The organism is Natronococcus sp. CG52 (assembly GCF_023913515.1).
GTDB classification, from domain to species: domain Archaea; phylum Halobacteriota; class Halobacteria; order Halobacteriales; family Natrialbaceae; genus Natronococcus; species Natronococcus zhouii.
Genome location: NZ_CP099391.1, coordinates 2,284,207 through 2,308,576 on the forward strand (window position 1 = coordinate 2,284,207; position 24,370 = coordinate 2,308,576).

The following is a 24,370-nucleotide window of genomic DNA, read 5'->3' on the forward strand; positions in this document are numbered from 1 at the left end:
AATCTCCTCCGGTTGCGGACGCCCGCCGGAGCGATCGTCGCGGCGCTCCGGTCAGGACAGCTGCTTCGAGACCCACTCCAGGTTCGTCGCGAGCGTCGCGAGCGCGAGAGCCAGCAGCGAGATGAGGATCAGGAACGTCGAGACGACGCTCACCATCGGATCCAGCGACTGGCGCAGTTCGCTCCAGGCCAGCACCGGAATCGTCCGGGTGCCGTGACTCGAGAGGAACAGCGCCATCACGAACTCCTGGAGGCTGACGATAAAGGCGAGCAGCGCGCCGACGAAGATCCCGTGTTTCACGTTCGGCAGGACGACGTGGGCGAACGAGGAGATCGGTCCGGCGCCGAGGTCGCGGGCGGCGTCGAGTTGCTGCCAGTCGAACCGGCTGAACACCGACCGCATGACGAAGTAGACGAGCGGGGTCGCCCACAGCGCGTGGGCGAGGATGATGCTCGTGTAGGTCGCGCGGAGTCCGATCTCGTTGAAGTAGACCAGCAGCGTGATCCCGAGGATGACCGGCGGGATCAGCAGCGGCAGCAACACGAGCGGCGCGAGCAGACTCCCCAGCCGGCCGTCGTCGAGCTCCTGCCCGAACGCGGCCGTGACGCCGAGCGTCGTTGCGAGGGCCGTCGTGCCGAATCCGACGACGATGCTGTTGTCGAACGCCTGCAGCCAGAGGTCGCTCGCGAAGAACTCGCGGTACCAGACCAGCGAGTAGTTCTCGGGCGGGAACGCGAGCTGGCCGGACGCCGAGAACGACGTCACGACGACGACGACCAGCGGCAGGAGCAGGCACGCCATGATCGACAGGTAGCCGGCCCGGAACGCGACGTTCTCTACGGTTTCTCTATGCATACTCGAACTCACCTCCGAAGCGGTTGAGCGCGGCGAAGAGGAGCGCCACGCTGACGACCATCGCCAGGATCATCACGACCGACAGCGCGGTGGCAGTCGGCCACCGGAAGCCGGTCAGCATCTGCTCTTCGACCTGAATCGCGAACGTCTGGTCTCGGCCGCCGCCGAGCAGCGCGGGCGCGGCGTAGGCGCCGACGCTCCAGGCGAACGAAACTACGGCGCCGACGATGATGCCGGGCATCGCCTGCGGAACCACGACCTCGAGGAACGAACGCGGACGGCTCGCCCCGAGGTCGCGCGCGGCCTCGACGATCCCCCAGTCCATCGTCGCCATGACGCTGTAGATCGCGAGCACGGCGTAGGGCAGGACGATGTAGACCTGCCCGACGATGACGCCGGCCGTCCCGGGGACGATCTGGAGCGGCGAGGAGATGAGGTTCAGCGACAGAAGCACGTCGTTGAGCGTCCCGCTGGGCGCGAGCAGGGGTACGAACGCGTAGGTCTTGATGACCAGCGTCGTCAGGAGCGGTAGGACGACCGAGAACAGCAGCGCGGACTTGATCAGCCCCTCGGCGCGCCAGATCGCGTACGCGTACAGCAGTGCGACCGCGACGGTGATGACCGTCACGGCGAGGCCCATCAGGAACGAGTAGACGACGATACTCCTGAACAGGTCGCTCGTGAACACGTTGGCGTAGGCGCCGAGCGACCAGGTCCCCTCCGCGAACGCCGACGCCGAGGCCCCCTCCGCGACGCTGATCCGCAGGAGGATGAGAAACGGCGCGAGGAAGATCAGTAGCTCGAACGCCACGAGGGGCAACATGAGCAGGAGCGATCGCTTCGATCGCGACCGCTCCCGAAGCGGCTCCCAGACGCGCTCGAGTCCGCCGGGAAGTGACGATGCCGTATCGGACATGGTTACAGATCGACCCGCGTTCCGTCCTCGCGGAACGCGAGCACGTCGCCCCCGTTCCAGCCGATGCGGATGTCGTCGCCGGCCTCGAACGCGCCGGGATCCGCGGTGGTGCGCTCGGCGAACATCGAGGTGCCGTCGACCGACACCGAGTAGCGGACCGTCGACCCGCGGTAGATCACGTTCTCGACGGTTCCGACGGCGAAGTTCGCCGTGCTTCCGTCGGCGAGGGCCGGCTGCGATTGGTCCGCGTCGTCGGTCGCTTCGTCTCCGTCACCGCCCTCGATGGAGAGAATCTCTGGGCGAAGCGACAGCGTGAGCGACGTTCCCACCTCGAGGTCCTCCTCGGTCGCCGACGGGAGCACGATCTCGCGACCCAGTTCGGTGTCGACGTGGATCGCGTCGGCGATCGTCCGTTCGACCTCGCCCGCGACGAAGTTCGTGTCGCCGAGGAAGCCCTCGATGAATCGGTTCTTCGGCGACTCGTACACCTCGTGGGGATCGCCGATCTGGATCAGTTCTCCCTCGTGCATGATGCCGATCCGGTCGGCGAGCGTGAACGCCTCGTCCTGGTCGTGGGTCACGTGGACGAACGTCTTCTCGAACTCGTCGTGGATCTCCCGGATCTCGATCTGCATGTCCTCCCGAAGCCGTTTGTCGAGGTTCGACAGCGGTTCGTCGAGCAACAGCACTTCGGGGTTGACCGCGAGCGACCGGGCGAGTGCGACCCGTTGCTTCTGGCCGCCGCTCAGGGTGGTCGGATCCTCGTCCGCGTGATCGCCCATCTCGACGCGCTCGAGCATCTCGCGGGCCCGCTCGCGTCGGGCCTCGGTCGGAACGTCGTCCATCTTCAGCCCGAAGGCGACGTTCTCGAGCACCGTCTTGTGCGGGAACAGCGCCCAGTCCTGGAAGACCGTCGAGGTAGCGCGCTCGTAGGCCGGGCGGTCGGTGACGTCCTCGTCGCCGATCCGGATCGCGCCGCCGGACGGCGTATCGAGTCCGGCGAGCATCCGCAGCGTCGTCGACTTGCCGCTGCCGCTCGGACCGAGCAGGCAGAGCAGTTCGCCGTCCTCGATCGTCGCCGAGACCTCTTCGACGGCGAGGGTATCGCCGTATCGCTTCTCGAGACCTGAAAGCTCTATTTCTGACATCGTGCTGGATCAGGCGGTCTCGATTTCGGTGAACTCGTTGGAGAACTCGTCGTAGTACTCCGTGAGATACTCCCAGTCCGGGAACGCGATGTCCTCGACCTCCTCGCCGCTTCCCGGCAGTTCCTCGCCGAGGTCGCCCGCGTACTCCATGTTCTCGTTCGAGAACATCACGGGCAGTTCCTCGGACCACTCGCTCTGGACCTCGGCGTCCATGAGGAAGTTGAGGAACTCCTCGGCGGTGTCCCGCTTGTCGGTCCCGTCGACGACGCACCAGTGGTTCATGTAGCCGGTGTTCACGTCCGGCGTCGTGTGAGAGAGCTCCTCGAGATCGTCGATATCGAACTCCGTCTGGTCGAAGTACCACTGCGCGACGTCGATAACGTCGTTGTCGAAGTCCTGCCAGACGTCCTCGCCGGAGCTGGCCCAGCTGGTGATGTTCCACTCCCGGAGCTGGTCGAAGACCTCGTCGTGGAGTTCCTCCTCGTAGAGTTCGCCGGCGCCCTCGCGTTCATCGAGTTCGATCGCGGCGGCGTGCAGCGGGTACCACCAGAAGCCGGTGTCGACGCCGATGCCGGCGCTCCCCTCGACTTCGTCCGTCGAGAAGTCGCCCCACAAGTCCGGTTCGACGTCGAGATCGTCGCGGTAGACGAGCGTACACGGAGCGCCGTCGGCGGGCACGCCGTACTCCGCGGTGCGGAACTCCTCCTCGTCGACGTAGAAGTCGATCGCTTCGTCGAGGTTGGGGACGTTCTCCTCGCGCAGCGGCAGGAAGAGGTCCTCGTTCCGACCCGTGTGATACATCTGTCCCTCGGTGACGGTCACGTCGTAGGGCGGATCGTCGTCCGGCGCCTGCCGGATGTTCGTGAGGATCTCGTTCCAGCCGCGGTGGGTCTGAACGGTGACATCGAACTCCTCTTCGAACATCGGAACGACGGAGTTCTCGAACCGTTCGCCGTAGTTACCACTCCAAACGCTTACATGAAGCGTCTCGTCGCCACCGTTGGCGGTATCGCTTCCGAAGATTTCGGCACAGCCGGCGGTTCCAGCCGTCGATCCGGCCGCTGTCGCGGCCAACAATTTGCGACGTGAGACAGAATCAGTGGGTGGTTCGGTCGTCGAATCGTGCGCGGACTCGGCTTCGATGGTCTCTGCATCCCGTGTCGGGCCTGCAGCCATTGGTACACCGCTTTTCCTGGTTGGCGACATAAAACCGTTGTGAACTCTGGAGTGCGTCTCAACGAGGACGAGCGCCACGCTTTCCGGGAAAGTACGGTAGCGGACATCTCACACGCAGTGACTTACTGTTCACGACGAATGCGGAGGGATAGAACCCCCCGAATACCGCCGGTCACCGCGACCGTGGCTCTTCGATCGGACGCCGAACGGCGATGCGATCAGTTACCGTCTTTGTCCGCACTCGAGGCTGTTTCGTCGTCGCTCGCGTCGTCGTTTGACTCGTTCGTCTTCTCGTCCGCAGGTGACGGGTCAGTAGGGGCGTCAGCTACTCCGCGTCGGCGATCTGTTCGCCCTCCCAGCATCCCTCGTGGACGAGTTCGTCCGCGTCGAGGCGCTCTCGCCACCCCTCCTGCTGGAGGACCGGCTCGTCCGGAAACCCGCATTCGGGATAGCCCAGGCAGAGATACGCGATCGGTTTGACGTGCGGCGGAATGTCCAGCACCTCCCGAACTTCGGCAGGATAGAGGACGCTCACCCAGCCGACGCCGACGCCCTCCGCACGGGCGGCCAGCCAGAGGTTCTGGACCGCGAGACACGCCGAGTAGACGTCCGTTTGGCGCATCGAACTTCGCCCGAGCACGTGGGGCGCCCCGCGCGTCGGATCGCAGGTCACGCAGACGTTGACCGGCGACTCGCGGATTCCCTCGAGTTTCAACGCGGCGAACTCGGATCGCGTTGGCTCCTCGTACCCCTCTCGGGCGGCCGCGATAGCCCGGTCGGCGATCGACGCGATCTCCGCTTTCGTCTCGTCGTCCCGGACGATCACGAGGTCCCACGGCTGCGAGAAGCCGACGCTCGGCGCGTGGTGGGCGGCCTGAATCAGTCGCTCGAGAACGTCCTCGGGGATCGGATCGTTCCGAAACCGTCGGATATCTCGACGGGCGTAGATCGTCCTGTAGACCGCGTCTCGTTCGGCGTCCGTGAACGCAACCATAGTTTCAGACGATAAAATATACTCGTATAAAGCCGGTGGTCGGGACAACTCGCGCCGCTCGAGATCGACGCTCGTCACTCGAGCGTCTCGGCTGGGTCGACGACCTCGCCGGTCTCGGGATAGACGCCCGCCTGCTCGCAGAGATCACCCATCGGACAGGCGTCCGGATCCTCGAGACAGGTCGGCTTCCGCGCCGTGCAGTACTCGCGGCCGAACTGGATCGTCGCCGTGTGTCCGAAGCCGCACTTCGCGGCGGGCACGTCGCGCTCGAGGACCGCCCGAACCGCCTCGTGATCGGCGTCCGGTTCCGCGATGCCCAGCCGTCGATAGATCCGGTGGACGTGCGTGTCGACGGGGAAGACGCCGCCGCGACCGCCCGCGAACAGCAGGACGCAGTCCGCTGTCTTGGGTCCGACGCCGCGGACCTCGAGCAGCGTCTCGCGGACGGTGTCGGGATCCTCGTCCCTGACGAAGGCGTCGAACTCGGCGGCGGAGCCGAACTCCTCGAGCACCCACTCGGCGGCCCCGATCAGCATCTCGGACTTCTGGTTGTACAGCCCCGCGGAACTGATCGTCTCGGCGAGCGTCGACTGCTCGGCGTCGGTCAGGGATGCCGCGAGGTCGACGCTCTCGGATCGCGGCTGGTCGCTCGCACCGTCGTCGCGCTGGGACGCGCCGCCGTAGCGCTCGAGTAGCGCGTCGTGGGCCGGCTGACTCGCCTCGTCGCTCGTGTTCTGGCTCAGGATCGTCCGGACGAGACAGGTGAACGCGTCCTGTCCGCCGTAGCTCTTCTGCCAGTACAGCTCTCCGAGTCGGTCGACGACGCGCTCGGCGCGGGTGTCGGCGGTCGCCGGATCGAACCGGGCGGCGGTGCCGCCGCCGGTCTCGCCGCCGCTGATGTTGACCGACGGCTCCGGATCGTCGCTCATACGCTCGGGTTCGGGCTCGAGAAGCAAAACCGCCGCGGAGTCGGAACCGGTTCGAAGCCGGTCTCGCTCGCGACCTCACGGTTCACTCGACGGTGATCGTCACCGTCGCCTCGGCGCCGTCGGCCAGCGCGTCGATCAGGTTGCGATCGAACCCCTCGGCGGCGAACTCGGCGCCGACCACGATCGTGCGGTCGTCCACGTAGTCGCTGGTTCGACCGACCGCGCTGCGCTCGTTCGCGAACTCGAGGTCGGGATGGCCCCGCCCCGTCACCGATTCGCGGTGGCCATCGGCTTCTATCGCGACCGTGATCGTCGCGTCGGAGTCCTGGCAGGCCTCGACGAACTCGGGATCGAAGTCGGCGGGCGTCCGGTCGGCCTCGATCGCCAGAATGCAGTCCCCCGCGGGGGTGAGGTAATCGTCGGTCGTCACCTCGAACGTGCTCGCGTGTTCGGCGCTGACGTGCTCGTGACCGCGAGCGCGGATGACTTCGTTCATGAAGAACGGTTCGTTGCCGGCCGGAAAACGGGATCGAATTCCGGTCCGGAACGTCCGCCGACACCGACCGTTTCAGCGCTCGATACTGATCTTCTCAGCGACAATTCCTGGATCGTATTCTCGCGTTTCAGGGCCTGTAACGTTCGTAATCTCGGCTTTCCACCCGAACAATTATGTCCGTCTCTCTGGGACCAGATTCTATGGTTGATATTACCAGCGACCACATAACTCGCAGGGAGACCCTCCGCTACGGAGGAACCACCGCAGTCGCGTTGCTCGCCACAGGGTGTCTCGGCCAGGACGATACGGGCGAAGCCGACGAGGACGCCGAGAATAGCGAGGCAGACGCCGGAACTGGCGCCGCCGAGAACGGTGAAGAGAACGGGGAGGTCGAGAGCGTCGTCGTCGGAACGGAAGCGGGATTCCCGCCGTTCGAGATGATCGAAGACGGCGAGATCGTCGGCTTCGACGTCGATCTGACCGAAGCGATGCTCGAGGAGGCCCAGGGGTACGAGCTCGAGGAGTGGCGGGACCTGGAGTTCGGATCGCTGATCCCGGCGCTCGAGGACGGCAGCATCGACGTGATCGCCGCGGCCATGACGATCACGGAAGAGCGCGAGGAGCAGATCGCCTTCACGGATCCCTACTTCAGCGCCGACCAGTCCGTGCTGGTCGCCGAGGGCGGCGACTTCCAGCCGGAGTCGCTCGAGGACTTCGACGGACAGTCGGTCGGCGCGCAGGTCGGGACCACCGGCGAGGGCGTCGTCGAGGAGGAGTTGATCGAGGCCGGACGCATCGGAGAGGGGGATTACGCCTCGTACGACAGCTACATCCTGGCGGTCGAAGACCTGGAACGGGGGATCGTCGACGCGATCGTCATCGACGAACCGGTCGGCGACACGTTCGCCGACGAGCGAAACGTCGAAGTGGCGCTCACGCACGAAACCGGCGAGGAGTTCGGCCTCGGCGTCCGACAGGAGGACGACGACCTGCGGGAGGCCCTGAACGAGGGGCTCGAGTCGATCGAGGAGTCGAGCGAGTACGAGGAGCTCCTCTCGGAGTGGTTCGGCTGACGTGACGAGCGTTTCGGCGGTCGGCGGGGTAGCGACGCCGGTCGCGCTGTCGTGGCTCGAGCCGATCGCATTCTCCGCCTCCGAGGACTGGCTGTTCGTCCTCGACAACTACGAGTACTTACTCGCCGGGGCGGTGATCACCGTCGCGCTGACGGCGACGAGTATCGTGCTCGGGCTCCTGCTCGGTTTCCCGGCCGGAGCGATCGAGCTCTACGGCGGCCGCTTCTCGAGCGGCGTCGTCCGGAAAGTCGGCGTCGCAGTGAGGGGAACGCCCATTCTCGTGATCATGGTGTTCACGTTCTTCGTGTTCCCGCTCGAGTGGGTGTATGTGCTTCCGGCCAGCGAGCCGTTCCAGGCCGCCGTACTCGCGCTGGGCGTCCGCAGCGCCGCCTACCAGTCACAGATCTTCCGCGGCGCGCTCCAAAGCATCGACCCTGGACAGCTCGAGGCCGCCGAGTCGATCGGCATGTCCAGGCGGAAAGCGATCGGTTACGTGCTGGTCCCCCAGGCACTCCGGCGGAGCGTCCCGGGGTTCCAGAACGAGTTCACCATCGTGCTCAAGGACACCAGCATCGCTTTCGCCATCGGGCTCGGCGAACTCCTCAGACACTCCCACGACCTGATGACCCAGCAGACGACCGCGGCGCTGGAACTGTTCGTCTTCGCCAGTCTGATCTACTTCCTGCTCACGATTTCGACGAATCGCACGCTCGACTACGTGAACGATCGGTACGCGATACCGGGTGAGGGATGACATGACGGCACAACGAACCGACGATCGGCGACGATCGGAGAGCGAACCGCTGTTGCGTATCGAGAACGTCTGGAAGTCCTTCGGCAGCGAACAGGTGTTCCGCGGGATCGACCTCGCGGTTGATCGGGGCGACGTCGAGGTCCTGGTCGGCCCCTCCGGGAGTGGCAAGTCGACGCTCCTGCGTTGTATCAACCGGCTGACGGAGGTCGACGACGGCGAGATCTATCTCGACGGCGAGTGCGTGACCGCCGCCGACGCCGACGTCAACGAGTTGCGCCAGCAGGTCGGAATGGTCTTTCAGGATATCAACCTCTTCGCCCACCTGACCGCGCGCGAGAATGTCACGCTTGGACTCCGCCGCGTCCGCGGCTTCAGTAAAGGCGAGGCTCGCGAGCGAGCGGACCGGGAGCTGGAAAACGTCGGACTGAGCGATCAGGTCGACTCCTATCCGGCGCAGCTCTCGGGCGGCCAGAAACAGCGCGTCGGAATCGCCCGCGCGCTCGCCATGGATCCGAAGCTGATGCTGTTCGACGAGCCGACGAGCGCGCTCGATCCCGAACTCTCGAACAGCGTCCTCGAGGTGATGGAACAACTCGTCGAGGCAGGGATGACCATGATCGTGGTGACCCACGAGATGCGCTTCGCCAGGTCGGCCGCCGACAGCATTACGTTCCTCGAGGGCGGTCGAATCGTCGAGCGCGGCCCGCCCGAGCGGCTGTTCGAGAACCCGGAGCGAGAGCGAACCCGCGAGTTCCTCGAGAGCATCTATGGATAGTTCGACCGACGCCCGGAAGCTGACGGTGCCCGAGATTCGCGTCGGACGCGTCCTCGCCATCCTCGCTGCGGTCGCGTTCTGGGGCTGGCTCCTCACTCGATGGATCAACGACTGGGTACTCGCACGAATCGGGGTCGGACCGGGTGCCGGAGCGCACTTCCTCGAGTCCGAGCCGTTCGACGCGGCCGCCGAGCGACTCGCGGCGTCGGCGGATGCCTACGGCCCCTTCGCGGGCGTCGTCGACTGGATCGGCTCGGTCGTCGGCGGCGTCGGCGTGGCAGTCGACCTCGCGCCGGTGCTCGCGGTCGGGGCGTGGTACACGATCGTCCTGACCGTCGTGAGCATCGTCCTCGGGTTGCTCATCGCCGTTCCGCTGAGCGTAGTCCGGGTCTACGGCGGCCCGTTTCGGTGGCTCGCGCTGGGATACATCGAACTCATCAGGGGGACGCCGCTGCTCGCCCAGCTGTTCGTACTGTACTTCGGGCTCCCGCTCGCCGTCTGGCTCCACGGCGTCGAAACCGTCGGTCGGGGACCGATTCCCGATCAAGCGTTCATCATCGCCGTCGTGGGGTTTACCATCAACAGCTCCGCCTACCAGGCGGAGTACATCCGCGGCGCGCTCGAGAGCGTCGACCGCGGCCAACTCACCGCCGCGCGGTCGGTCGGGCTCTCGCAGCTCGATGGACTCCGATACGTCGTGATGCCACAGACGCTCCGGTACGCCATTCCCGCCTGGACGAACGAACTCGTCTACTTGATCAAGTACTCGTCGCTGGCGGCGTTTATCACGGTTCCCGAACTCTACTACCGGGCGTCCCGGATCGCCTCGCGAACGTTCGAACACACCGCTATCTACGCCACCATCGCGATCGTCTATCTCGCGATCGTCCTGACGGCGACGGTACTGATGAGCCGCGTCGAACGGGAGGTCGCTATCCCCGGCCTGGGTCAAGCTGAGGGGCGCTACCAGGGGAAAACCGAAGGCGAGCGGGAATAATCGAGAGCGGAACCTATCGACCGTGGGGGTTCTCCAGGTACGGGAACTCGCGGACCGACATCTCGTCGAAGTACCGCGTCTCGTCGAGGTCGTGAATCGCCCCGCTGGCGATGCGTCGGAACGTCTCCACGTAGACCGTGACGGTCGCGTTGATCGTCGTTCCGACGGCCATCTGGCCCCGGTCTTCGCTCTGGTGGGCGACCTCGTAGAGGAGCGCCGCGGCGTCGGTCTGTGGCGGCAGAGCTTCCTCGTAGGATCCCCAGAGCGGGCCGTACGGATACCGGTTGATCTTGTCGAGCTTCCCGCCGCCGCGGGCCTGCATCGCGTCCTTCGCGAGGATTCCGAGCTGGAGCGAGCGCTTCTGTGCGTCCTCGCTCAGGAAGACGTTGCCGCCTCCCTCCTCGATGTCGTCGGAGATGTCGGCGTAGGCCGGCCCCTGTGGCGCCATCACGCTCATCACGGTCTGCCAGTCCGGACCGGACTCGTCCGTCGAATCGGGATCGATGGCCGCTCCCTGGTGGTGGTGGGTGAACGCCCAGTCAGGATCGGCCTCGAGATACGACTCCGTTATCGCGCGGGTTTCGGGATTGAGACGCAGGCCGTGATTCCGAACGGTTTCCGGCGGGTCGTCGATCGTCGGCTCGAGCGGGATCTCCTCGGTCGGCAGGTTGTACGACGACCCCTCCCACCACTCCTCGCGTTCGTCCTCGATCGGCGTGAAGTCGGGGTCGACGCTGAAGTCGCGATTGAGGTCGTAGCCGCCGCCAGTGGGGTACTCGTAGAAGTAGTTCGGCTCGGAAAGGGAGTCGCCCTCCTCCCACTCGGTCGTGTTGATCCGTCGCTGGATGCGATCGCCCTCCTCCGCGAGTCCGCTGTCACCCCGGAACTCGCTCCCGTCGGGGTTCGCGTCGGGAATGATCGTCAGCGTGAGATTGTCGAGGATCCCCTCGATTTCCGGCGAGGTGCCCCGTGCGAATTGCTCGATGACCTTGACGGTGGCTTCGACGCCGGCCGGTTCGTCGCCGTGGATCCCGTTGATCATGTGGACGTTCTCATCGCCGTCGCCGAGCGTTACCTCCCAGATCGGATCGTTCCGGCCCGCCGATCGGCCTCTCTCGGCGAGTTCGACGCGATCGCTTCGGCGATCGATCCGCTGGAGCCGCTCGGCTAGCTGCTCGTTATCGAGGAACGACTCGTAGTTAACCGCGTTCTCGTTGGGTGCCCACGGACCGCCCGGTCGATACCGATCGTCGTCCGCACTGCCGACGCCGACGAGTCCCAGTGCCGAAAGCGATACACCTGTCGACTTGATGAACATCCTCCGGTCCATTGAATTAATCTCGGCCGGGCGTTATCAGTGGGCCGAAAAGTAGTCTGGGAGCCGGGACAACATCTGCAACTGACCGAAATCCATATACCGAAACAACGAAGTGACAGGTAACGTTCGGGTGGAGACGAGTCGATCGGACGGCGTCAGATCAGACTCGCGCCGTCGAACTCGCCGCGGCTGTACTCGATGTCCAGCAGGTTGAGGATCGTCGGCGTAATGTCGAAGAGGTCGGCGTCGCCGATCGACGCGTCCGGATCGTCGATGTACAGCGAGGTGTCGTCGAAGCTGTGCATCCCGTTGCGCGGTCCGGTCGTGAACACCTCGGAGTCGGCCTTGAATCCGGACTTGAGGTCGAAGCCCTTGTTCGGAATCGCGACCAGGTCCGGCGCGATGTCGTCGTGGTCGCCGCGGAAGGCCTCTTCCTTCTCGACGACGCGGTCGACGACGTTCCGCCCTTCGGGACCCTCGAGCGCCTCGAGATCCTGCTTGAGCTGGTCGCGAACCTCGTCGTACTCGTCCTCGGGGACCGATCCGCGGGGCTCGCGACCCTCGAGATTGATGTAGAAGCGGCCGGGGATGAACGAGTAGGCCTTCGTCTCGTCGGCGATGTCGCCCAGTTCCTCGGGTTCGTCCGTCCCGAACGAGAGCCAGCCCTCCTGCTGCAGCCACTCGTTGAAGTGGACCTCGTAGTCGAGGCTGGTAAAGCCGTGATCGGAGGCGACGATGAGGGTGACGTCGTCGGGAACCGCCTCGCGGAGGCGACCGATGTAGTCGTCGACCTTCTGGTAGAACTCGAGGAATTCGTCCTTGTACTGACCGTCTCGCTCGTAGTCCTTGAACAGGAAGTGATTGACCCGGTCGGTCGTCATGAAGACGCCGAAGAAGAGATCCCAGTCGTCCTCCTCGATGTAGTGTTCGAACGCCTCGAACCGGGCGTCGATCGTCTCGTGGGCGTCCTGGATGAACTCCTCTTTTTTCTCCTGGTGGCCGAGTTTCGGATTGACGTCGATCCGGTAGTCGAGCGTCTCGAGATAGTCGCGGACGTCGTCGGGATACGCGGCCTTCTCGAGGTCGGGAGAGAGGAAGCCGGAGACCATCCGCTGGACGTTTCGCTGCGGCGGGAACGTGACGGGGACGTTCATCACCGTCGCCTTGAGACCCTCCTCCTGGACGCGGTCCCAGACACGATCGGCCTGGACCTCGCGACCCATCGGAACGTAGGTGTCGTAGGTTCCGACTTCCCGATCCTGGAAGCCGTAGACGCCCGTCTCACCGGGGTTTACGCCGGTCGTCAGCGACGGCCAGCACGCGCTCGATTCGGGTGGGACGATACTCGAGATCTCGCTGGCCGTCCCGTCCGCTGCGAGCGAGGCGAAGTTCGGGAACAGATCTTCGTTCTCCGAGAGGAGACTGTACGGCACGCCGTCGACTCCGATAAACGCGACTCGGGGGTTGTCGTCGCCCCGTAATCGATCGAACAGACCCATAGAGGCCCGTAGTCCGACCGCACACAAGAAGGTTCGTTTCGCGACACTGTTTCCGAGAGCCGGTATCGACGTCGTCCGGAGTTCTCGCAGCGGCTACCAGGGTGCGGATGGATGCGTCGTTCGGGAGGCTACGTGTCCGACCGGCCCGCCGTCCGCTGGTCGGAGTCGAAGTTCGTCGGAACGACCGTCAGATGGGACATTCCGGTACCGGATTCGACCGGCTCGTCGGCCGACACGGACTCTCGTGGGGACGGGTTGGTTGCTGCCATGACGGACGTCACTACGACGGCCCACTCAATAAAATTACTCATGCTCATAATGCATGCGTTAGCGGGTCGAAGATAACTCTGGTGAATCCGGTGGAACCGATACCGAGAGAAGAGACGGTGACCCGTTATTCGAAGTGCTCTTCGTAGAGGTCCTGTGCGTGCTCGATCGCGTCGTAGGCGGCCTGCCTGTCCTCCCAGCCGAGCGTCTCGACTTCCTTGCCCTCCTCTAAGTTCTTGTAGGTCGCGAAGAACTCGTCGATCTCGTCGAGTTGCTGCTGTGGAATGTCCTCGAGGTCCTCGATGTGATCGTAGCGCGGATCCTCGCTCGGGACGGCGATCACTTTGTCGTCCTGCTCGCCGTCGTCGTCCATCTTCATGAGTGCGACGGGGCGGGCCTCGATAACGCAGCCGGGGAACGTCTGATCCTCGACGAGGACGAGCACGTCGAAGGGATCCTCGTCGTCGTAGTACGACTGCGGGATGAACCCGTAGTCAGACGGGTAGTGAACGTTCGAGTGGAGCACGCGATCGAGGACGACGCCGGGAACGTCCTTGTCGTACTCGTACTTGTTGCGCTCGCCTTTGAGACACTCGACGACGGCGTAGATTTCTTCGGGCGCGTTCGGTCCTGTTTCGAGGTCTTCCCAGAGATTGACCATGTACCCGGAAACTCCACGGTGGATCAAAAAGTACTTTCGTAATCGTGTTGGAGATCACAGGTGACGGCTGATAGACAGCCGGCAGAGGCAGGTCTGGATACAGCACCGTGTCCGGGTTAACAGGCCGGTTAGACGCAGTCTGACCGGTCGATTCGAACGAATAGTTGACAAGTCTTAAATAGTTTGGTGACATTTGCGCAGCTATGTCAGAGGCACAATCAATCACCGGCGACCAGAGTATCGCACGCGAACTTACCGCATTCCAGAACAACATCCTCATCATCCTCGCAAAGGAGCCGATGTACGGCCTGGCGATCAAGCGGGAACTCGAGGATTACTACGGAACCGAGGTCAATCACGGCCGACTCTATCCCAACCTCGACGAGCTCGTCGAGCTGGGACTGGTCGAGAAGAGCGAACTCGACAAACGAACCAATCAGTACTCCCTGACCGACGAGGGCTATGAGGCCGTCCTCGACGGTATCCAGTGGACGCTCTCGAAGGTCGTCACCGACGACGACCGCGCAGACGAGATCAACGAGATCGTCGACGAGAGCTACTGAATAGTAGCCACTGAAAGTCAATGGACACCCGAGCGTACGACGACTGTGCGATCGGCGTGTAAATTGCTTCAGTTGGTACCGGAAGACGGCTGCGTCCGGAACTCGGGCACCGGTTCCGCAGCTGTCTGGAAGACGAGACGGATCGATTCATCGATCGCGTCCCGTTGTTCTGCCGACGGCCACGCGTTCCGTACGAAGTAGTCCCGACAGAACTCCTCGAGCTCCGCGGCCGTCGCGTCTTCGATCGGCTTCGCGTAGTGATTCCCGAAAAAGTCCGCGAGCGCGATCGCGTTGTCGCCGTGGACGTCGCCGTGGGCGTCCCTGACCTCGGCGGCGAGTTCGCGGTTGCGCTCGTCCACCGCGTCCCAGTCGTCGGGATCTTCGGCTCCCTCGAGCGGAATTTCGACCGCGCGCGAGATGTCCTCGATGTGGTCCGTCCTGATAACGCCGTCCGCGTTCCACTCCGCCGGGTGGAGCACGAGGGTCGCGTCGTCGTCCTCGCGAACGCGAGCGGTGAAGTCGTACACCTCGAGCAGTTGACTGCGTCGATCGAGGTGGACGCGGCGCTCGTCCTCGGCGGTCGTGGTTCGGGCGAGTCGCGTGAGCCGTTCGGCGTCGTCGACGACGTCGCTTGGGAGTTCTTCGGCAGCACCCTCGCTCTCGTCCTCGTTTTCGAGGTCGCCGTCGCCGGCGGTTCGATCGCTCATACGTCCGCTTGGCACTCGAGGTTTTTTCGCTTGCCGATACGCGTCCGGGCGGCGAGGCTTACGGCGGAAGAGAGGCGAAAGCCTACGGCGTCAGCCGTGAGAGGATATCAGCCCTGATCCAGCGCCTCGTTCGCGAGTCCGTCCGCTCGGTCGTTGACCTCGCGCGGGACGTGCTCAAGCGTCCACTCGTCGAACGAGGTGAACAGTTCAAGCGCGGTCACCCGCTTCTCGCGCAGTTCGGGATTGTTCGTGTCGTACTCGCCTCGGACCTGTTTGACGATGAGTTCGGAATCGCCGCGCGCGTGTACCTCGTCGTAGCCGTACTCGCGGGCCGCTTCGAGCGCCGTAATCAGTGCGGCGTACTCCGCCTGGTTGTTCGTCGCGCGGCCGATCCGTTCGTTACCCTCGGCGACGATGCCGTCGCCGGTGACGATCAGCCAGCCGATAGCCGCGGGACCGGGATTGCCGCGGCACGCTCCGTCGAAGTAGACGTGCGCCCGACCGCCGCCGTCGCGAAGCAGCGACTCGAGTTTTCGCGGAGTTTCGCCCTGAATCACGACCTTATCGTCGTAGGCAACCGCCGTCGCATCGCCGTGAGAGGCCCGCCAGCGCTCGTGGTCGGTGTTTCCGGGCTCGACGGTTACGCCTGCTTCCTCGAGACGGTCGCGGGCCGCGTCGACGTCACACTCGATGACCGGCATTCGTGACTGTGGTCGAGCAGAACCGGATAAATGTTTTCCGGTTTCAGTACGTAAACCTCGACCCTGAACGCCTGTGAGTGCCGTTTTCGGCGAATACTGGTTAGTAGACGAAAACGAAAACCCAGAACTTATATACCATAGTAGTACTACTATAAAAGCGCGATGACACGGTCCACCCGCCAGCGGGAGCGAACGCGTGAGACGGACGAGACCGAGGATCAGGAGGGGGTACGTGCCTGCCCCGAGTGTGAATCGGATAACCTCGTGAAAGACTCCGACAGGGGTGAGCTCATCTGTGAAGACTGTGGGCTCGTCGTGGAGGAGGAGAAAATTGATCCTGGTCCGGAGTGGCGGGCGTTCAACCACCAGGAACGTCAGGAGAAGTCGCGCGTCGGTGCGCCGACGACCCAGACGATGCACGACAAGGGGCTGACGACCACGATCGACTGGAAGGACAAGGACGCGTACGGTCGTTCGATTTCCTCGAAAAAGCGCAGTCAGATGCACCGACTGCGCAAGTGGCAAGAGCGGATCCGAACGAAGGACGCCGGCGAGCGCAACCTGCAGTTCGCGCTCTCCGAAATCGATCGGATGGCCTCGGCACTGGGTGTGCCGCGGTCGGTTCGTGAGGTCGCGTCGGTCATCTACCGACGCGCGCTCAAAGAGGATCTCATCCGCGGACGATCCATCGAGGGCGTCGCCACCTCCGCGCTGTACGCTGCCTGTCGGAAGGAAGGCATTCCGCGCAGTCTGGAAGAAATCTCGGAAGTCTCACGCGTCGAACGAAAGGAGATCGGTCGCACGTATCGGTACATCTCGCAGGAACTCGGCCTCGAGATGCGCCCCGTCGACCCGAAAAAGTACGTCCCGCGCTTCTGTTCTGAACTCGAGTTGTCCGAGGAGGTCCAGACCAAGGCCAACGAAATCATCGAGAAGACGGCCGAGGAAGGACTGCTGTCGGGCAAGTCACCGACCGGCTACGCCGCGGCCGCGATCTACGCCGCGTCCCTGCTCTGCAACGAGAAGAAGACCCAGCGTGAGGTCGCAGACGTCGCGCAGGTGACCGAAGTCACGATCCGGAACCGGTACCAGGAACAGATCGAAGCGATGGGAATCCACGGCTAACTCCGTCACAGCCTCTTTTATCGCGAACCGCGCTGACCACCGTGTCGAGCCCGTACTGGCTGGTGAGTTGCGAGTCACGCCTCGATCGGTGGGCGAGGCGCTCTTCGCGCCGGTCGCCGTTGAGCGCGTTCGGTCCGTTCGCGAAGAAATGCTGACCGGTCGTGAGCGGAATCTCGACCGGCGAGTAGTTCACTCGTCCGTTTCGTTATCTTCCTCATCCGTTTCGTTGTCTTCGGCCGTTTCGTTGTCTTCGGCCGTTTCGTTGTCTTCGGCCGTTTCGTTGTCTTCGGCCGTTTCGTTGTCTTCGGCCGTTTCGTTATCTTCGGCCGTTTCGTTGTCTTCCGGTTCTTCTGCCGGCTCTTCCGTTTCGTTATCTTCCGGCTCTTCTGCCGGTTCCTCCTCCGGCTCTTCTTCTGGCTCGCCGTTACATCCTGCGAGTGCGGCGACGCTAACTGCACCACTCATCGCGATCAGGCGTCGGCGTGTGACGTAGTTATTCATGTTCGATCACTCCAGCAAAAGCCCCCGGGACGCCGAATGCAAAGAGAATGCGCTGCCTATCATCATTGCTGTTGAAACAAAGTGTAGTTACGTACGGTCAGTTTTCGGACGATACAAACTACGTCACTCGAGGAGAATTATACCGCAGTGTATGTGTGTGTGGTATGGGAGGAAACCGTGGATCGATCGACGACTCCGATCGGTTTTCCGGGAAAACTACAATTATCGTCTCGAACCGATCGGATACGAGATCTGAACGCCCCCGGTGCGGCGAGATCAAGGCCCGATACGGACGATTTCGTCAGTCCTCCTTGCCGACGCTGATGACCTGCAGCAGCGAGTAGACGGGAACGCCCTCGAGTTCCTCGAGGCCCTGTTTGTCCGCCAGGACGACACATGCGAGCGGCTCGCCTCCCTGCGAGCGGATCGCCTTGATCGTTTCACGCATCGTCGTGCCGCTGGTGATGGTGTCGTCGACGACGTAACACTCCCGGTTGCGGATCCCGGCGAAGTTACGCGAGAACGTTCCGCCGAGGTCCTCGATGTCGCCTTCCTCCCACTGGTGTTTGGCCGGCGTGTACGTCGAGAGATCGGTCCCGAGCTCCCGCGCGATGAGCGTGGCGATCGGACCACCCGCCTTCTCGATGCCGACCGTCAGATCGACGTCCTCTCCGTGTTTGGCGAGCATGTCGGCCATCGCCTCGGCGATCGAACCCATGCGCTTGCTGTCGCGGCCGACCGCGGACCAGTCGACGTGGATGTCCTGCGGACCGCCAGTTCCGGTCGCCGGCTCGCTGGTCTGGCTCGCGGGCTCGGCCGTCACACCGCTGCGCTCGACCAGCCAGCTTGCGGTCTCTCGAGAGACGTTCAGTTCGTCCGCGATCTCGCCCTTCGAGAGACCCTGGTCAGCGAGTTCGGCGGCACTCTCGATGAGGTCGTCGACGTTTTTCATACCCCGAAGTTAGTACGCCGTTTTTATAGTCGTATCGCAGTCGACGAACGTCGCCTGGAAATCCGCGAAAATCGGGGGCGGATGCGTGAGTTCCGGAAGCGTTCCGCGAACGTAACGAGCCGATCTCCTCTTTCCGTGCATCTTTGCCCGCGCTCGCTCGTCCGTTTCGCCTCGATCTCTGCTCGGACGGCTTCGGTTCCCGATTCCTGGTCGCGTCCGGCAAGCCAGACCCCCTCGAAAAACTGTCAGTATCGGCAATCGTTATCCCCTGCGTCTCCCGTATATCAGGTATGGAACGCTACGATCTCGTCTACCAGCTTTACGACGAGTACGATACGAAGACGCTGCGGGAGTACCAGGAGTTCGTCGACGTCTTTCCCGCGATCGACTCGCGGGTCGCTCTCGAGCACTGGCAGGAGGCAAACGAGGAACTCGAGGAACGAAAGGACGAGATCCGATCGTCGTTCGCGGCCGGCGAGACGTTCGCAGAGGTCGCCTCGCGGGCGACCCGCGATCAGGCGTTTACCGCGCTGGATCTCGACGCCAAGTACGGCCGCGCGGTGAACGTGCTCGTACTGGACGTCGACGAGACGCTGCGCTCCGCCGGCGGGACCGACAACGAGATCCCGCGGGACACGCTGCACATCCTGACGGAGTTTCACGAGGCCGGCGTGCCGATCGTGATCTGCACCGGGCAAACCCTGGAGAACGTCAAGGGCTTTGCCATCCAGGGACTGGGCAGCGAGATCGTCCACTCGGGCGAACTCTCGATCGTCTACGAGGCGGGAACGGGCGTGTTCACGCCGGGCCACGGTGCGGAGACGAAGCAGCTGCTCTACGAGGAACTGAACGACGAGATCCGCGACGTCTTCGACGACGTTCGAACCCGAGTCCTCCCGGAGGCGCCCGACTCGCTCCGGCGCGGCTGTCACCTGCAGGGCAACGAGTTCAACGTCACGATGAAGCCCAACTACGAGACCGGCTCGGCCGACGCCAGAGAGATCATCGACGAAGCGCTGGTCTACCAGATCGACCTCCTCGCGGACGCCATCGGTGATGCCGTCGAGTACGACGCGAACGGTGAGAGCGTCGTCGACTGGACGCGCGCGTTCTACGCCGCCCAGGACCCCGAGATTCGCGCCGTCCTGGAGGAGAGCGGCGCCTACCCCGACCTCGACGCCGACGGCGTCCCCGACGTGCTCGCGGACGTTCTCGAGCGCATCGACGTCGCCTACTACGAGGCCGACGCCGCCGAAATCGGCAGTCTCGAACTGAACAAGGTGGTCGGGGTCGAGCGCGCGCTGGAGGTGCTCGGCGTGGACGATCCGTTCGCGCTCGTGATGGGCGACTCGAAGAGCGACCGCCGCGTGATGCAGTGGGTCGACGAGAACGACGCCGGGATCGCGGCCGCCCCGGAACACGCCTCGCAGGACACCCTGGAGCACGTCCTCGAAACCGACGAACTCGTTTTCGATCGCGGACGGAGCGTCGACGTGTTACAGACGGTGTACGCCCTCAACCGGCTGGCGAGACTCGGCTGATCGGCTTTCGAACCTTCTTAAAGCACTGGAATAGATAGGCCTGTCCATCAACCGTCTCGGAGCTGTCTCTCCGTTCAACACGATCCGAGCGTCCCGTCAACACTACGCACGAGACGTGTGCGGACGACAGCCGGATCGGTGGTCACTATGATAGGTCTCGAGTCCCAGCGCGTCGTCGGCGACAGTATCGGTCAGCAATCGGACTCGACCGCGCCGAGCGAGGTGTACCGACCGTGACGACGATTGCAGAGCTTACGCTGTCCCCCGACGATTTCGCGCTCGGAGAGACGATCCGGTCGCTTCCCGAACTCGAGTTACGCGTCGAGAGCGTCGTCGTCGAGGACTCGACGCGAACGGCGCCCCTCGTCTGGTTCTGTGGAGTCGACTGCGACGCCGTCGAGGAGGCGCTCGAAGCTGACTCCTCCGTCGACGAGTTCGACGGGCTGCTCGAGCAGCCGGAAGACGCGGAGTGGCTGTACCGGATCCGGTACGCCGACGAGACCGGCTCGGTGTGTAACGCGATCCACGCCAACGACGGCACGGTTCTCGAGGTGAGAATGAACGACGGTCAGTGGACGCTCCGACTGCTGTTTCCCCACCGCGAGGGGCTCTCGAACGCCGTCGACGACATCGAGGAGTACGACGCCCGGGTCGACGTCAAACGGATGGTCGAGGCGGACCAGGACGGCGACCTCGAGATGACGGCGACGCTGACCGAGCCACAGCAGGAGGCGATTGCCGAGGCCTACCGACAGGGCTACTACGACGTTCCCCGCGAAATCTCGCTCGAGGAGTTGGCACGAGAGCTCGAGATCTCGCACCAGGCGCTGTCCGAGCGGCTCCGTCGTGCGAACCGCGTACTCGCGGGCGAACAGCTCGAGAGCGGGGGGCCGGCCGACCAGCTGCGAATCAACTGAGGAGTGCCGCTCCGGTCGTGGTTTCGACGCGAACGGCGGCCGACGCATGTGGTGGTGATTTTTGCCACCGCGCTCGAATGGGTCCGTATGGAACTTACCGAGGAGCAGGCGGCGGTCCGGGACGTCGTCCGAGAGTTTGCCCGCGAAGAGATTCGACCGACCGCGCTCGAGGCCGACGAAACCGAGGAGTTCCCCGAGGACGTCTGGGACGGTCTCGCGGAACTCGATCTGACGAGCCTCACGGTTCCCGAGGAGTACGGCGGCTACGACGCCGACCCGGTCACGGCGGCCGTCGTCAACGAGGAGGTCGCCTACGGGATGCTCGCCGTCGCGACCGCCCTTTCGGTCCACTCGCTCGCTACGTCGTGTCTCGCCGAGTTCGGGAGCGAGGACCTGAAGGGGCGCTGGCTGCCCGACATGGCCGAGGGGCGTCCAGTCGGCGCGTTCGCGCTCTCGGAGCCACACGCCGGCTCGAACCCGGCGGAGATGTCGACCGAGGCCCGTCGCGTCGAACGCGCCAGCGGGCGCGCAGGCGACGAGTACGTCATCAACGGCGAGAAGCAGTGGATCACGAACGGACAGCGCGCGGGCGTCTACGTCGTGTTCGCCAAGACCGACCGCGAGGATCCCTCGACGGTGACCCAGTTCCTCGTGCCGGCGGACGTCGACGGCCTCTCCGTCGGCGAGAAGGAAGACAAACTCGGCCTCCGCGCGAGCGACACGACGAGTCTCACGTTCGACGACGTCCGAATTCCCGCCGAGAACCGACTGACCGAGGAAGGGAAGGGGCTCTCGGCCGCGTTCCACATCCTCACCGGCGGCCGGATCGCCATCGCCGCCCAGTCCGTCGGACTCGCACAGTGCGCGCTGGACGAGGCGCTCGCCTACAGCCAGGAGCGCAAGCAGTTCGACCAGCCGATCGGCGACTTTCAGACGATCCGGCACAAACTCGCCGAGATGGCCACGCGAACCCAGGCGAGCCGTCTCCTGACGCGAGACGCCGCCCGCCGGCGCGCGACCGGCGACGCCGCGCTCACCGCGAGCATGGCGAAGTACTTCGCCAGCGACACCGCCATGCACGTTACGAACGAGGCCGTCCAGATCCACGGCGGCTACGGCTACGTCACCGAGGGCGAGGTCGAACGCCTCTACCGGGACGCCAAGATCACCGAGATCTACGAGGGGACCACCGAGATCCAGAAGAAGGTGATCGCGCGGCACCTGCTCGAGTAACCGCGCGTGATGCGGCTTCCGAACGGGTTCCGTCTCGCGGTCGTCGCCACAATCGACGACGGTCGTCGCTGGCCGTTCGAGCGCGACCGTCGAAACATCGAATCGGTCTCCGTCAGGCCCGCTGATCAGAACAGGAGCGAGCGCGTTCTGACGGATCCACTGACGACGAGAATCCGGTTGGACGCGTCGACCTCGTACTCGCTGAGGGTCGCCCACCGGTCGTCGAGGTCACGGTTGGTATCGACCTGTTCGCGAAGGGCATCGGCGTCCGCGGCACTCGCGGACTCGTAGAGGAACGCCTCGGTCAGTTCGGTCGTTTCGTCCTCGATCTCGAGCGAGCGGATCGATCCCACGAGGCCGTCCTCCCAGTCTTCGATGTCGATGCTGTCCTCGACCGACTCGAGTTCGCGGTTGACCTCCTCTTCGAACGACGCGACGTCCTGCTCGATGTCGTCGCGGAGCCGCTCGCGTTCCTCTTCCGGTACTTCGTCCGGATCGTCGACTCCGTACCACTCCCGAAGTTGATGGTCGACCAGTTCGTCGACATCGGTGGTCGCGATACCGAGCCGTTGCTCGATCCGGTGAGCCAGCAGTTCGTCGGCATCGGCCGTCTCGACGCCGAACTGCCGTTCGATTTGCTCCGCGATAAGGGTCTCACGATTGTGCGGTTCGTGAAGTTCTCCCTCGGAGAGATGACCGACGCCGGCCCGATCCAGCAGCTCCTGGACCTCCTCGTCGTCGGTCCAGCGGTCCGTACCGGTTTCGCGCCCGTTCAGCACCGCCTCGAGGGCAGCTGTGGTCTCGATAATCGACTCGGTCTGGACCTCGATGACGCGGTCGGAGCCGACCGCGAACCCGTATTCGCCTGCCTCGTAGAGCTCGTATCCGTCACGCTCGCCTTCTCGCGAGAGGCCGTCCTCGTCCTCTTCGTCGTCCTCCGTCTCGTTCTCGAACTGGTCCTCGGCCCAGCTTTCGAGCGCCGTTTCGATCTCGTCGGGATCGAACGAGCCCGCGAGAACGTTGATCCGGACCCTCGCAGAAGCGGTTTCGCTCTCGGCGGAAAACTCCCAGTCTACCCGCTGGCTGAGCTGCCACTCGAGGTCGATCGCAGGGATCCCAGTCCTGTCGCGCACTCCCGTGGCGTCTTCCAGCGGCCAGTAGACGACCAGTTCCTCCTCGTGGTCGAACACCGCCTGGACGTCCGTGTAGTCGAATTCACGGTCTCGGAGTTCCGCGTCGACGACGTCGACGTCTCCGTACGCTTCCGTCAGTCGGTCGTCGTCGAGGATCTCCGCGAGCCCTGGCTCGGCGAGCCAGCTCCCGATCTCATCGTTCCCGGCCCCGTCGTCGCTCATTCCCGGGAGACTGCTGGTACACCCGGCCAGTCCCGCCATCCCGATTGCCAGCATACTACCCCCTCCGTTGCGGACGAATTCTCGTCGCGAAATATCCACCATTACATCAGTATCTGTGAAAGTATCGTAATTTAATACTTCTGATCCGGACCGGGTCGTTAGCCCGAAAGAACCGGGATAACAGCCGATTCGAAGACGGCAACTCTTGCTATCGACTCCCGGTGGAGGGAACCGACGAAACGACACCGAACGAGAACGAGAGGCGATCGTCTAGCGCCGTTTCGAGTAGTCACCGACGTCGAACGCGGCTGGCTCCAGCCGCCGCCTGGCGACCGAAGTTGCTATTCCGTTCCCGGCCGTACCGACGACCGTGACCGAGTACGACGCTATCGTCTACGACCTCGACGGGACGCTCGCCGCCCTCGACGTCGACTGGGCGGCCGTCTCGACCGACGTCCGGGCCGTCTACGATGACGCGGGCGTGACGCCGCCCAGCGACGGCCTGTGGGACATGCTGGAGGCCGCGGCCGACGCCGGACTCGCCGCCGACGTCGAGTCGGCGATCGCCGAACACGAACGCGAGGGGGCGCGGCTGTCGAACCGACTGAGCCACGCGGACGAGTTGCTCGACCGATCGGTGCCGGTCGGGGTCTGCTCGCTCAACTGCGAGGCGGCCTGTCGCATCGCGCTCGAGGAACACGGACTCGACGACGTCGTCGAGACGGTCGTCGGCCGCGACACCGTCGCGACGCGGAAGCCGGAACCGGAGCCGCTGCTCGAGACCGTCCGCGGGCTCGACTCGGAGCCGGAGACGACGCTGTTCGTCGGCGACTCCGCTCGAGACGAGCAGACGGCGGATCGGGCCGGCGTCGACTTCGAGTACGTCGGCGCCGGCCCGTCGGGCGTCTGAACCGGAC

The 24,370-nt window shown here is 64.2% G+C and carries 26 protein-coding genes; 10 read left to right on the forward strand and 16 right to left on the reverse strand.

Annotated elements, in window-relative coordinates:
* Nucleotides 1–51 precede the first annotated feature (51 nt).
* The 7 genes from NED97_RS11515 to NED97_RS11545 form a co-directional block, all read right to left on the reverse strand.
* Nucleotides 52–855 (reverse strand): ABC transporter permease, encoded by an 804-nt coding sequence (locus NED97_RS11515; RefSeq protein WP_252487187.1) that lies wholly within the window; start codon nt 853–855, stop codon nt 52–54.
* Nucleotides 848–1,771, reverse strand: coding sequence for an ABC transporter permease (locus tag NED97_RS11520; protein ID WP_252487188.1), 924 nt, complete (start codon nt 1,769–1,771; stop codon nt 848–850). The genes NED97_RS11515 and NED97_RS11520 overlap by 8 nt, the downstream gene beginning before the upstream one ends.
* A gap of 2 nt (nt 1,772–1,773) precedes the next feature.
* Nucleotides 1,774–2,919 (reverse strand): ABC transporter ATP-binding protein, encoded by a 1,146-nt coding sequence (locus NED97_RS11525; protein WP_252487189.1) that lies wholly within the window; start codon nt 2,917–2,919, stop codon nt 1,774–1,776.
* Between the two features lie 9 nt (nt 2,920–2,928).
* Nucleotides 2,929–4,095 (reverse strand): ABC transporter substrate-binding protein, encoded by a 1,167-nt coding sequence (locus NED97_RS11530; protein ID WP_252487190.1) that lies wholly within the window; start codon nt 4,093–4,095, stop codon nt 2,929–2,931.
* Between the two features lie 325 nt (nt 4,096–4,420).
* A complete protein-coding gene (bluB, locus tag NED97_RS11535; RefSeq protein ID WP_252487191.1) occupies nt 4,421–5,089 on the reverse strand; it encodes a 5,6-dimethylbenzimidazole synthase in 669 nt (222 codons plus the stop codon).
* Nucleotides 5,090–5,163: 74 nt separating this feature from the next.
* Nucleotides 5,164–6,018, reverse strand: a complete 855-nt coding sequence (locus tag NED97_RS11540; protein WP_252487192.1) for an endonuclease III domain-containing protein — start codon at nt 6,016–6,018, stop codon at nt 5,164–5,166.
* A gap of 82 nt (nt 6,019–6,100) precedes the next feature.
* Nucleotides 6,101–6,514: a DUF371 domain-containing protein gene (locus NED97_RS11545; protein WP_252487193.1), complete on the reverse strand. Its 414-nt coding sequence runs from the start codon at nt 6,512–6,514 to the stop codon at nt 6,101–6,103.
* Between the two features lie 200 nt (nt 6,515–6,714).
* On the opposite strand from NED97_RS11545, the gene NED97_RS11550 reads away from it, so the two are divergent.
* From NED97_RS11550 to NED97_RS11565, 4 genes are read left to right on the forward strand one after another with little or no spacing between them, the layout of a single operon-like run.
* Complete coding sequence (locus tag NED97_RS11550; protein WP_252487194.1) at nt 6,715–7,587, forward strand: transporter substrate-binding domain-containing protein; 873 nt, start codon at nt 6,715–6,717, stop codon at nt 7,585–7,587.
* Between the two features lie 46 nt (nt 7,588–7,633).
* On the forward strand, nt 7,634–8,341 hold the full coding sequence (locus NED97_RS11555; RefSeq protein WP_382207627.1) for an amino acid ABC transporter permease: 708 nt from the start codon (nt 7,634–7,636) through the stop codon (nt 8,339–8,341).
* A gap of 1 nt (nt 8,342) precedes the next feature.
* Nucleotides 8,343–9,116: an amino acid ABC transporter ATP-binding protein gene (locus NED97_RS11560; RefSeq protein ID WP_305884776.1), complete on the forward strand. Its 774-nt coding sequence runs from the start codon at nt 8,343–8,345 to the stop codon at nt 9,114–9,116.
* Entirely contained in the window at nt 9,109–10,113 is a 1,005-nt protein-coding gene (locus tag NED97_RS11565) for an amino acid ABC transporter permease (RefSeq protein WP_252487196.1), read from the forward strand. The genes NED97_RS11560 and NED97_RS11565 overlap by 8 nt, the downstream gene beginning before the upstream one ends.
* Before the next feature lie 13 nt (nt 10,114–10,126).
* On the opposite strand, the gene NED97_RS11570 is transcribed toward NED97_RS11565, so the two are convergent.
* From NED97_RS11570 to NED97_RS11585, 4 genes are all read right to left on the reverse strand, one after another.
* The gene (locus tag NED97_RS11570) at nt 10,127–11,443 is read right to left on the reverse strand and encodes a M14 family zinc carboxypeptidase (RefSeq protein ID WP_252487197.1); all 1,317 of its coding nucleotides are present in this window, start codon (nt 11,441–11,443) and stop codon (nt 10,127–10,129) included.
* A 143-nt stretch (nt 11,444–11,586) separates the two neighbouring features.
* Nucleotides 11,587–12,930 (reverse strand): alkaline phosphatase family protein, encoded by a 1,344-nt coding sequence (locus tag NED97_RS11575; RefSeq protein WP_252487198.1) that lies wholly within the window; start codon nt 12,928–12,930, stop codon nt 11,587–11,589.
* A 128-nt stretch (nt 12,931–13,058) separates the two neighbouring features.
* A complete protein-coding gene (locus NED97_RS11580) occupies nt 13,059–13,199 on the reverse strand; it encodes a hypothetical protein (protein ID WP_252487199.1) in 141 nt (46 codons plus the stop codon).
* Nucleotides 13,200–13,324: 125 nt separating this feature from the next.
* Complete coding sequence (locus tag NED97_RS11585; protein WP_252487200.1) at nt 13,325–13,858, reverse strand: inorganic diphosphatase; 534 nt, start codon at nt 13,856–13,858, stop codon at nt 13,325–13,327.
* A gap of 203 nt (nt 13,859–14,061) precedes the next feature.
* On the opposite strand from NED97_RS11585, the gene NED97_RS11590 reads away from it, so the two are divergent.
* Complete coding sequence (locus NED97_RS11590; protein ID WP_252487201.1) at nt 14,062–14,421, forward strand: PadR family transcriptional regulator; 360 nt, start codon at nt 14,062–14,064, stop codon at nt 14,419–14,421.
* Nucleotides 14,422–14,489: 68 nt separating this feature from the next.
* Here NED97_RS11590 and NED97_RS11595 read toward each other — a convergent pair whose 3' ends face one another.
* Both NED97_RS11595 and rnhA read right to left on the reverse strand, forming a co-directional pair.
* Nucleotides 14,490–15,128: a DUF7108 family protein gene (locus tag NED97_RS11595; protein ID WP_252487202.1), complete on the reverse strand. Its 639-nt coding sequence runs from the start codon at nt 15,126–15,128 to the stop codon at nt 14,490–14,492.
* A 107-nt stretch (nt 15,129–15,235) separates the two neighbouring features.
* Nucleotides 15,236–15,829, reverse strand: a complete 594-nt coding sequence (gene rnhA, locus NED97_RS11600) for a ribonuclease HI (protein WP_252487203.1) — start codon at nt 15,827–15,829, stop codon at nt 15,236–15,238.
* Nucleotides 15,830–15,991: 162 nt separating this feature from the next.
* Between rnhA and NED97_RS11605 the strand changes: the two genes are divergently transcribed.
* Nucleotides 15,992–16,954: a transcription initiation factor IIB gene (locus tag NED97_RS11605; protein ID WP_006108914.1), complete on the forward strand. Its 963-nt coding sequence runs from the start codon at nt 15,992–15,994 to the stop codon at nt 16,952–16,954.
* A 189-nt stretch (nt 16,955–17,143) separates the two neighbouring features.
* Here NED97_RS11605 and NED97_RS11610 read toward each other — a convergent pair whose 3' ends face one another.
* Complete coding sequence (locus tag NED97_RS11610) at nt 17,144–17,419, reverse strand: hypothetical protein (protein ID WP_252487204.1); 276 nt, start codon at nt 17,417–17,419, stop codon at nt 17,144–17,146.
* Nucleotides 17,420–17,756: 337 nt separating this feature from the next.
* Nucleotides 17,757–18,407, reverse strand: coding sequence for a transcriptional regulator GfcR (gene gfcR, locus NED97_RS11615; RefSeq protein ID WP_252487205.1), 651 nt, complete (start codon nt 18,405–18,407; stop codon nt 17,757–17,759).
* A 290-nt stretch (nt 18,408–18,697) separates the two neighbouring features.
* Between gfcR and NED97_RS11620 the strand changes: the two genes are divergently transcribed.
* The 3 genes from NED97_RS11620 (at nt 18,698) to NED97_RS11630 (ending at nt 22,098) form a co-directional block, all read left to right on the forward strand.
* The gene (locus NED97_RS11620) at nt 18,698–19,948 is read left to right on the forward strand and encodes an HAD family hydrolase (RefSeq protein WP_252487206.1); all 1,251 of its coding nucleotides are present in this window, start codon (nt 18,698–18,700) and stop codon (nt 19,946–19,948) included.
* Between the two features lie 233 nt (nt 19,949–20,181).
* Complete coding sequence (locus tag NED97_RS11625) at nt 20,182–20,865, forward strand: helix-turn-helix domain-containing protein (protein WP_252487207.1); 684 nt, start codon at nt 20,182–20,184, stop codon at nt 20,863–20,865.
* Nucleotides 20,866–20,952: 87 nt separating this feature from the next.
* Nucleotides 20,953–22,098, forward strand: coding sequence for an acyl-CoA dehydrogenase family protein (locus tag NED97_RS11630; RefSeq protein ID WP_252487208.1), 1,146 nt, complete (start codon nt 20,953–20,955; stop codon nt 22,096–22,098).
* 125 nt (nt 22,099–22,223) lie between these two features.
* Here the strand turns inward: NED97_RS11630 and NED97_RS11635 are convergent, their stop codons facing one another.
* Entirely contained in the window at nt 22,224–23,507 is a 1,284-nt protein-coding gene (locus NED97_RS11635; RefSeq protein WP_252487209.1) for a hypothetical protein, read from the reverse strand.
* A gap of 316 nt (nt 23,508–23,823) precedes the next feature.
* On the opposite strand from NED97_RS11635, the gene NED97_RS11640 reads away from it, so the two are divergent.
* Entirely contained in the window at nt 23,824–24,363 is a 540-nt protein-coding gene (locus NED97_RS11640) for an HAD family hydrolase (protein ID WP_252487210.1), read from the forward strand.
* The last annotated feature ends 7 nt before the right edge of the window (nt 24,364–24,370 follow it).

Coding starts and splice junctions, on each gene's coding strand:
- NED97_RS11610 (WP_252487204.1), bottom strand. CDS start 17,419: ATGAGTGGTGCAGTTAGCGTCGCCGCACTCGCAGGATGTAACGGCGAG.
- NED97_RS11620 (WP_252487206.1), top strand. CDS start 18,698: ATGGAACGCTACGATCTCGTCTACCAGCTTTACGACGAGTACGATACG.
- NED97_RS11635 (WP_252487209.1), bottom strand. CDS start 23,507: ATGCTGGCAATCGGGATGGCGGGACTGGCCGGGTGTACCAGCAGTCTC.
- NED97_RS11560 (WP_305884776.1), top strand. CDS start 8,343: ATGACGGCACAACGAACCGACGATCGGCGACGATCGGAGAGCGAACCG.
- NED97_RS11570 (WP_252487197.1), bottom strand. CDS start 11,443: ATGGACCGGAGGATGTTCATCAAGTCGACAGGTGTATCGCTTTCGGCA.
- rnhA (WP_252487203.1), bottom strand. CDS start 15,829: ATGCCGGTCATCGAGTGTGACGTCGACGCGGCCCGCGACCGTCTCGAG.
- NED97_RS11580 (WP_252487199.1), bottom strand. CDS start 13,199: ATGGCAGCAACCAACCCGTCCCCACGAGAGTCCGTGTCGGCCGACGAG.
- NED97_RS11605 (WP_006108914.1), top strand. CDS start 15,992: ATGACACGGTCCACCCGCCAGCGGGAGCGAACGCGTGAGACGGACGAG.
- NED97_RS11595 (WP_252487202.1), bottom strand. CDS start 15,128: ATGAGCGATCGAACCGCCGGCGACGGCGACCTCGAAAACGAGGACGAG.
- NED97_RS11520 (WP_252487188.1), bottom strand. CDS start 1,771: ATGTCCGATACGGCATCGTCACTTCCCGGCGGACTCGAGCGCGTCTGG.
- NED97_RS11515 (WP_252487187.1), bottom strand. CDS start 855: ATGCATAGAGAAACCGTAGAGAACGTCGCGTTCCGGGCCGGCTACCTG.
- bluB (WP_252487191.1), bottom strand. CDS start 5,089: ATGGTTGCGTTCACGGACGCCGAACGAGACGCGGTCTACAGGACGATC.
- NED97_RS11565 (WP_252487196.1), top strand. CDS start 9,109: ATGGATAGTTCGACCGACGCCCGGAAGCTGACGGTGCCCGAGATTCGC.
- NED97_RS11585 (WP_252487200.1), bottom strand. CDS start 13,858: ATGGTCAATCTCTGGGAAGACCTCGAAACAGGACCGAACGCGCCCGAA.
- NED97_RS11550 (WP_252487194.1), top strand. CDS start 6,715: ATGGTTGATATTACCAGCGACCACATAACTCGCAGGGAGACCCTCCGC.
- NED97_RS11530 (WP_252487190.1), bottom strand. CDS start 4,095: ATGGCTGCAGGCCCGACACGGGATGCAGAGACCATCGAAGCCGAGTCC.
- NED97_RS11525 (WP_252487189.1), bottom strand. CDS start 2,919: ATGTCAGAAATAGAGCTTTCAGGTCTCGAGAAGCGATACGGCGATACC.
- NED97_RS11590 (WP_252487201.1), top strand. CDS start 14,062: ATGTCAGAGGCACAATCAATCACCGGCGACCAGAGTATCGCACGCGAA.
- gfcR (WP_252487205.1), bottom strand. CDS start 18,407: ATGAAAAACGTCGACGACCTCATCGAGAGTGCCGCCGAACTCGCTGAC.
- NED97_RS11575 (WP_252487198.1), bottom strand. CDS start 12,930: ATGGGTCTGTTCGATCGATTACGGGGCGACGACAACCCCCGAGTCGCG.
- NED97_RS11540 (WP_252487192.1), bottom strand. CDS start 6,018: ATGAGCGACGATCCGGAGCCGTCGGTCAACATCAGCGGCGGCGAGACC.
- NED97_RS11545 (WP_252487193.1), bottom strand. CDS start 6,514: ATGAACGAAGTCATCCGCGCTCGCGGTCACGAGCACGTCAGCGCCGAA.
- NED97_RS11630 (WP_252487208.1), top strand. CDS start 20,953: ATGGAACTTACCGAGGAGCAGGCGGCGGTCCGGGACGTCGTCCGAGAG.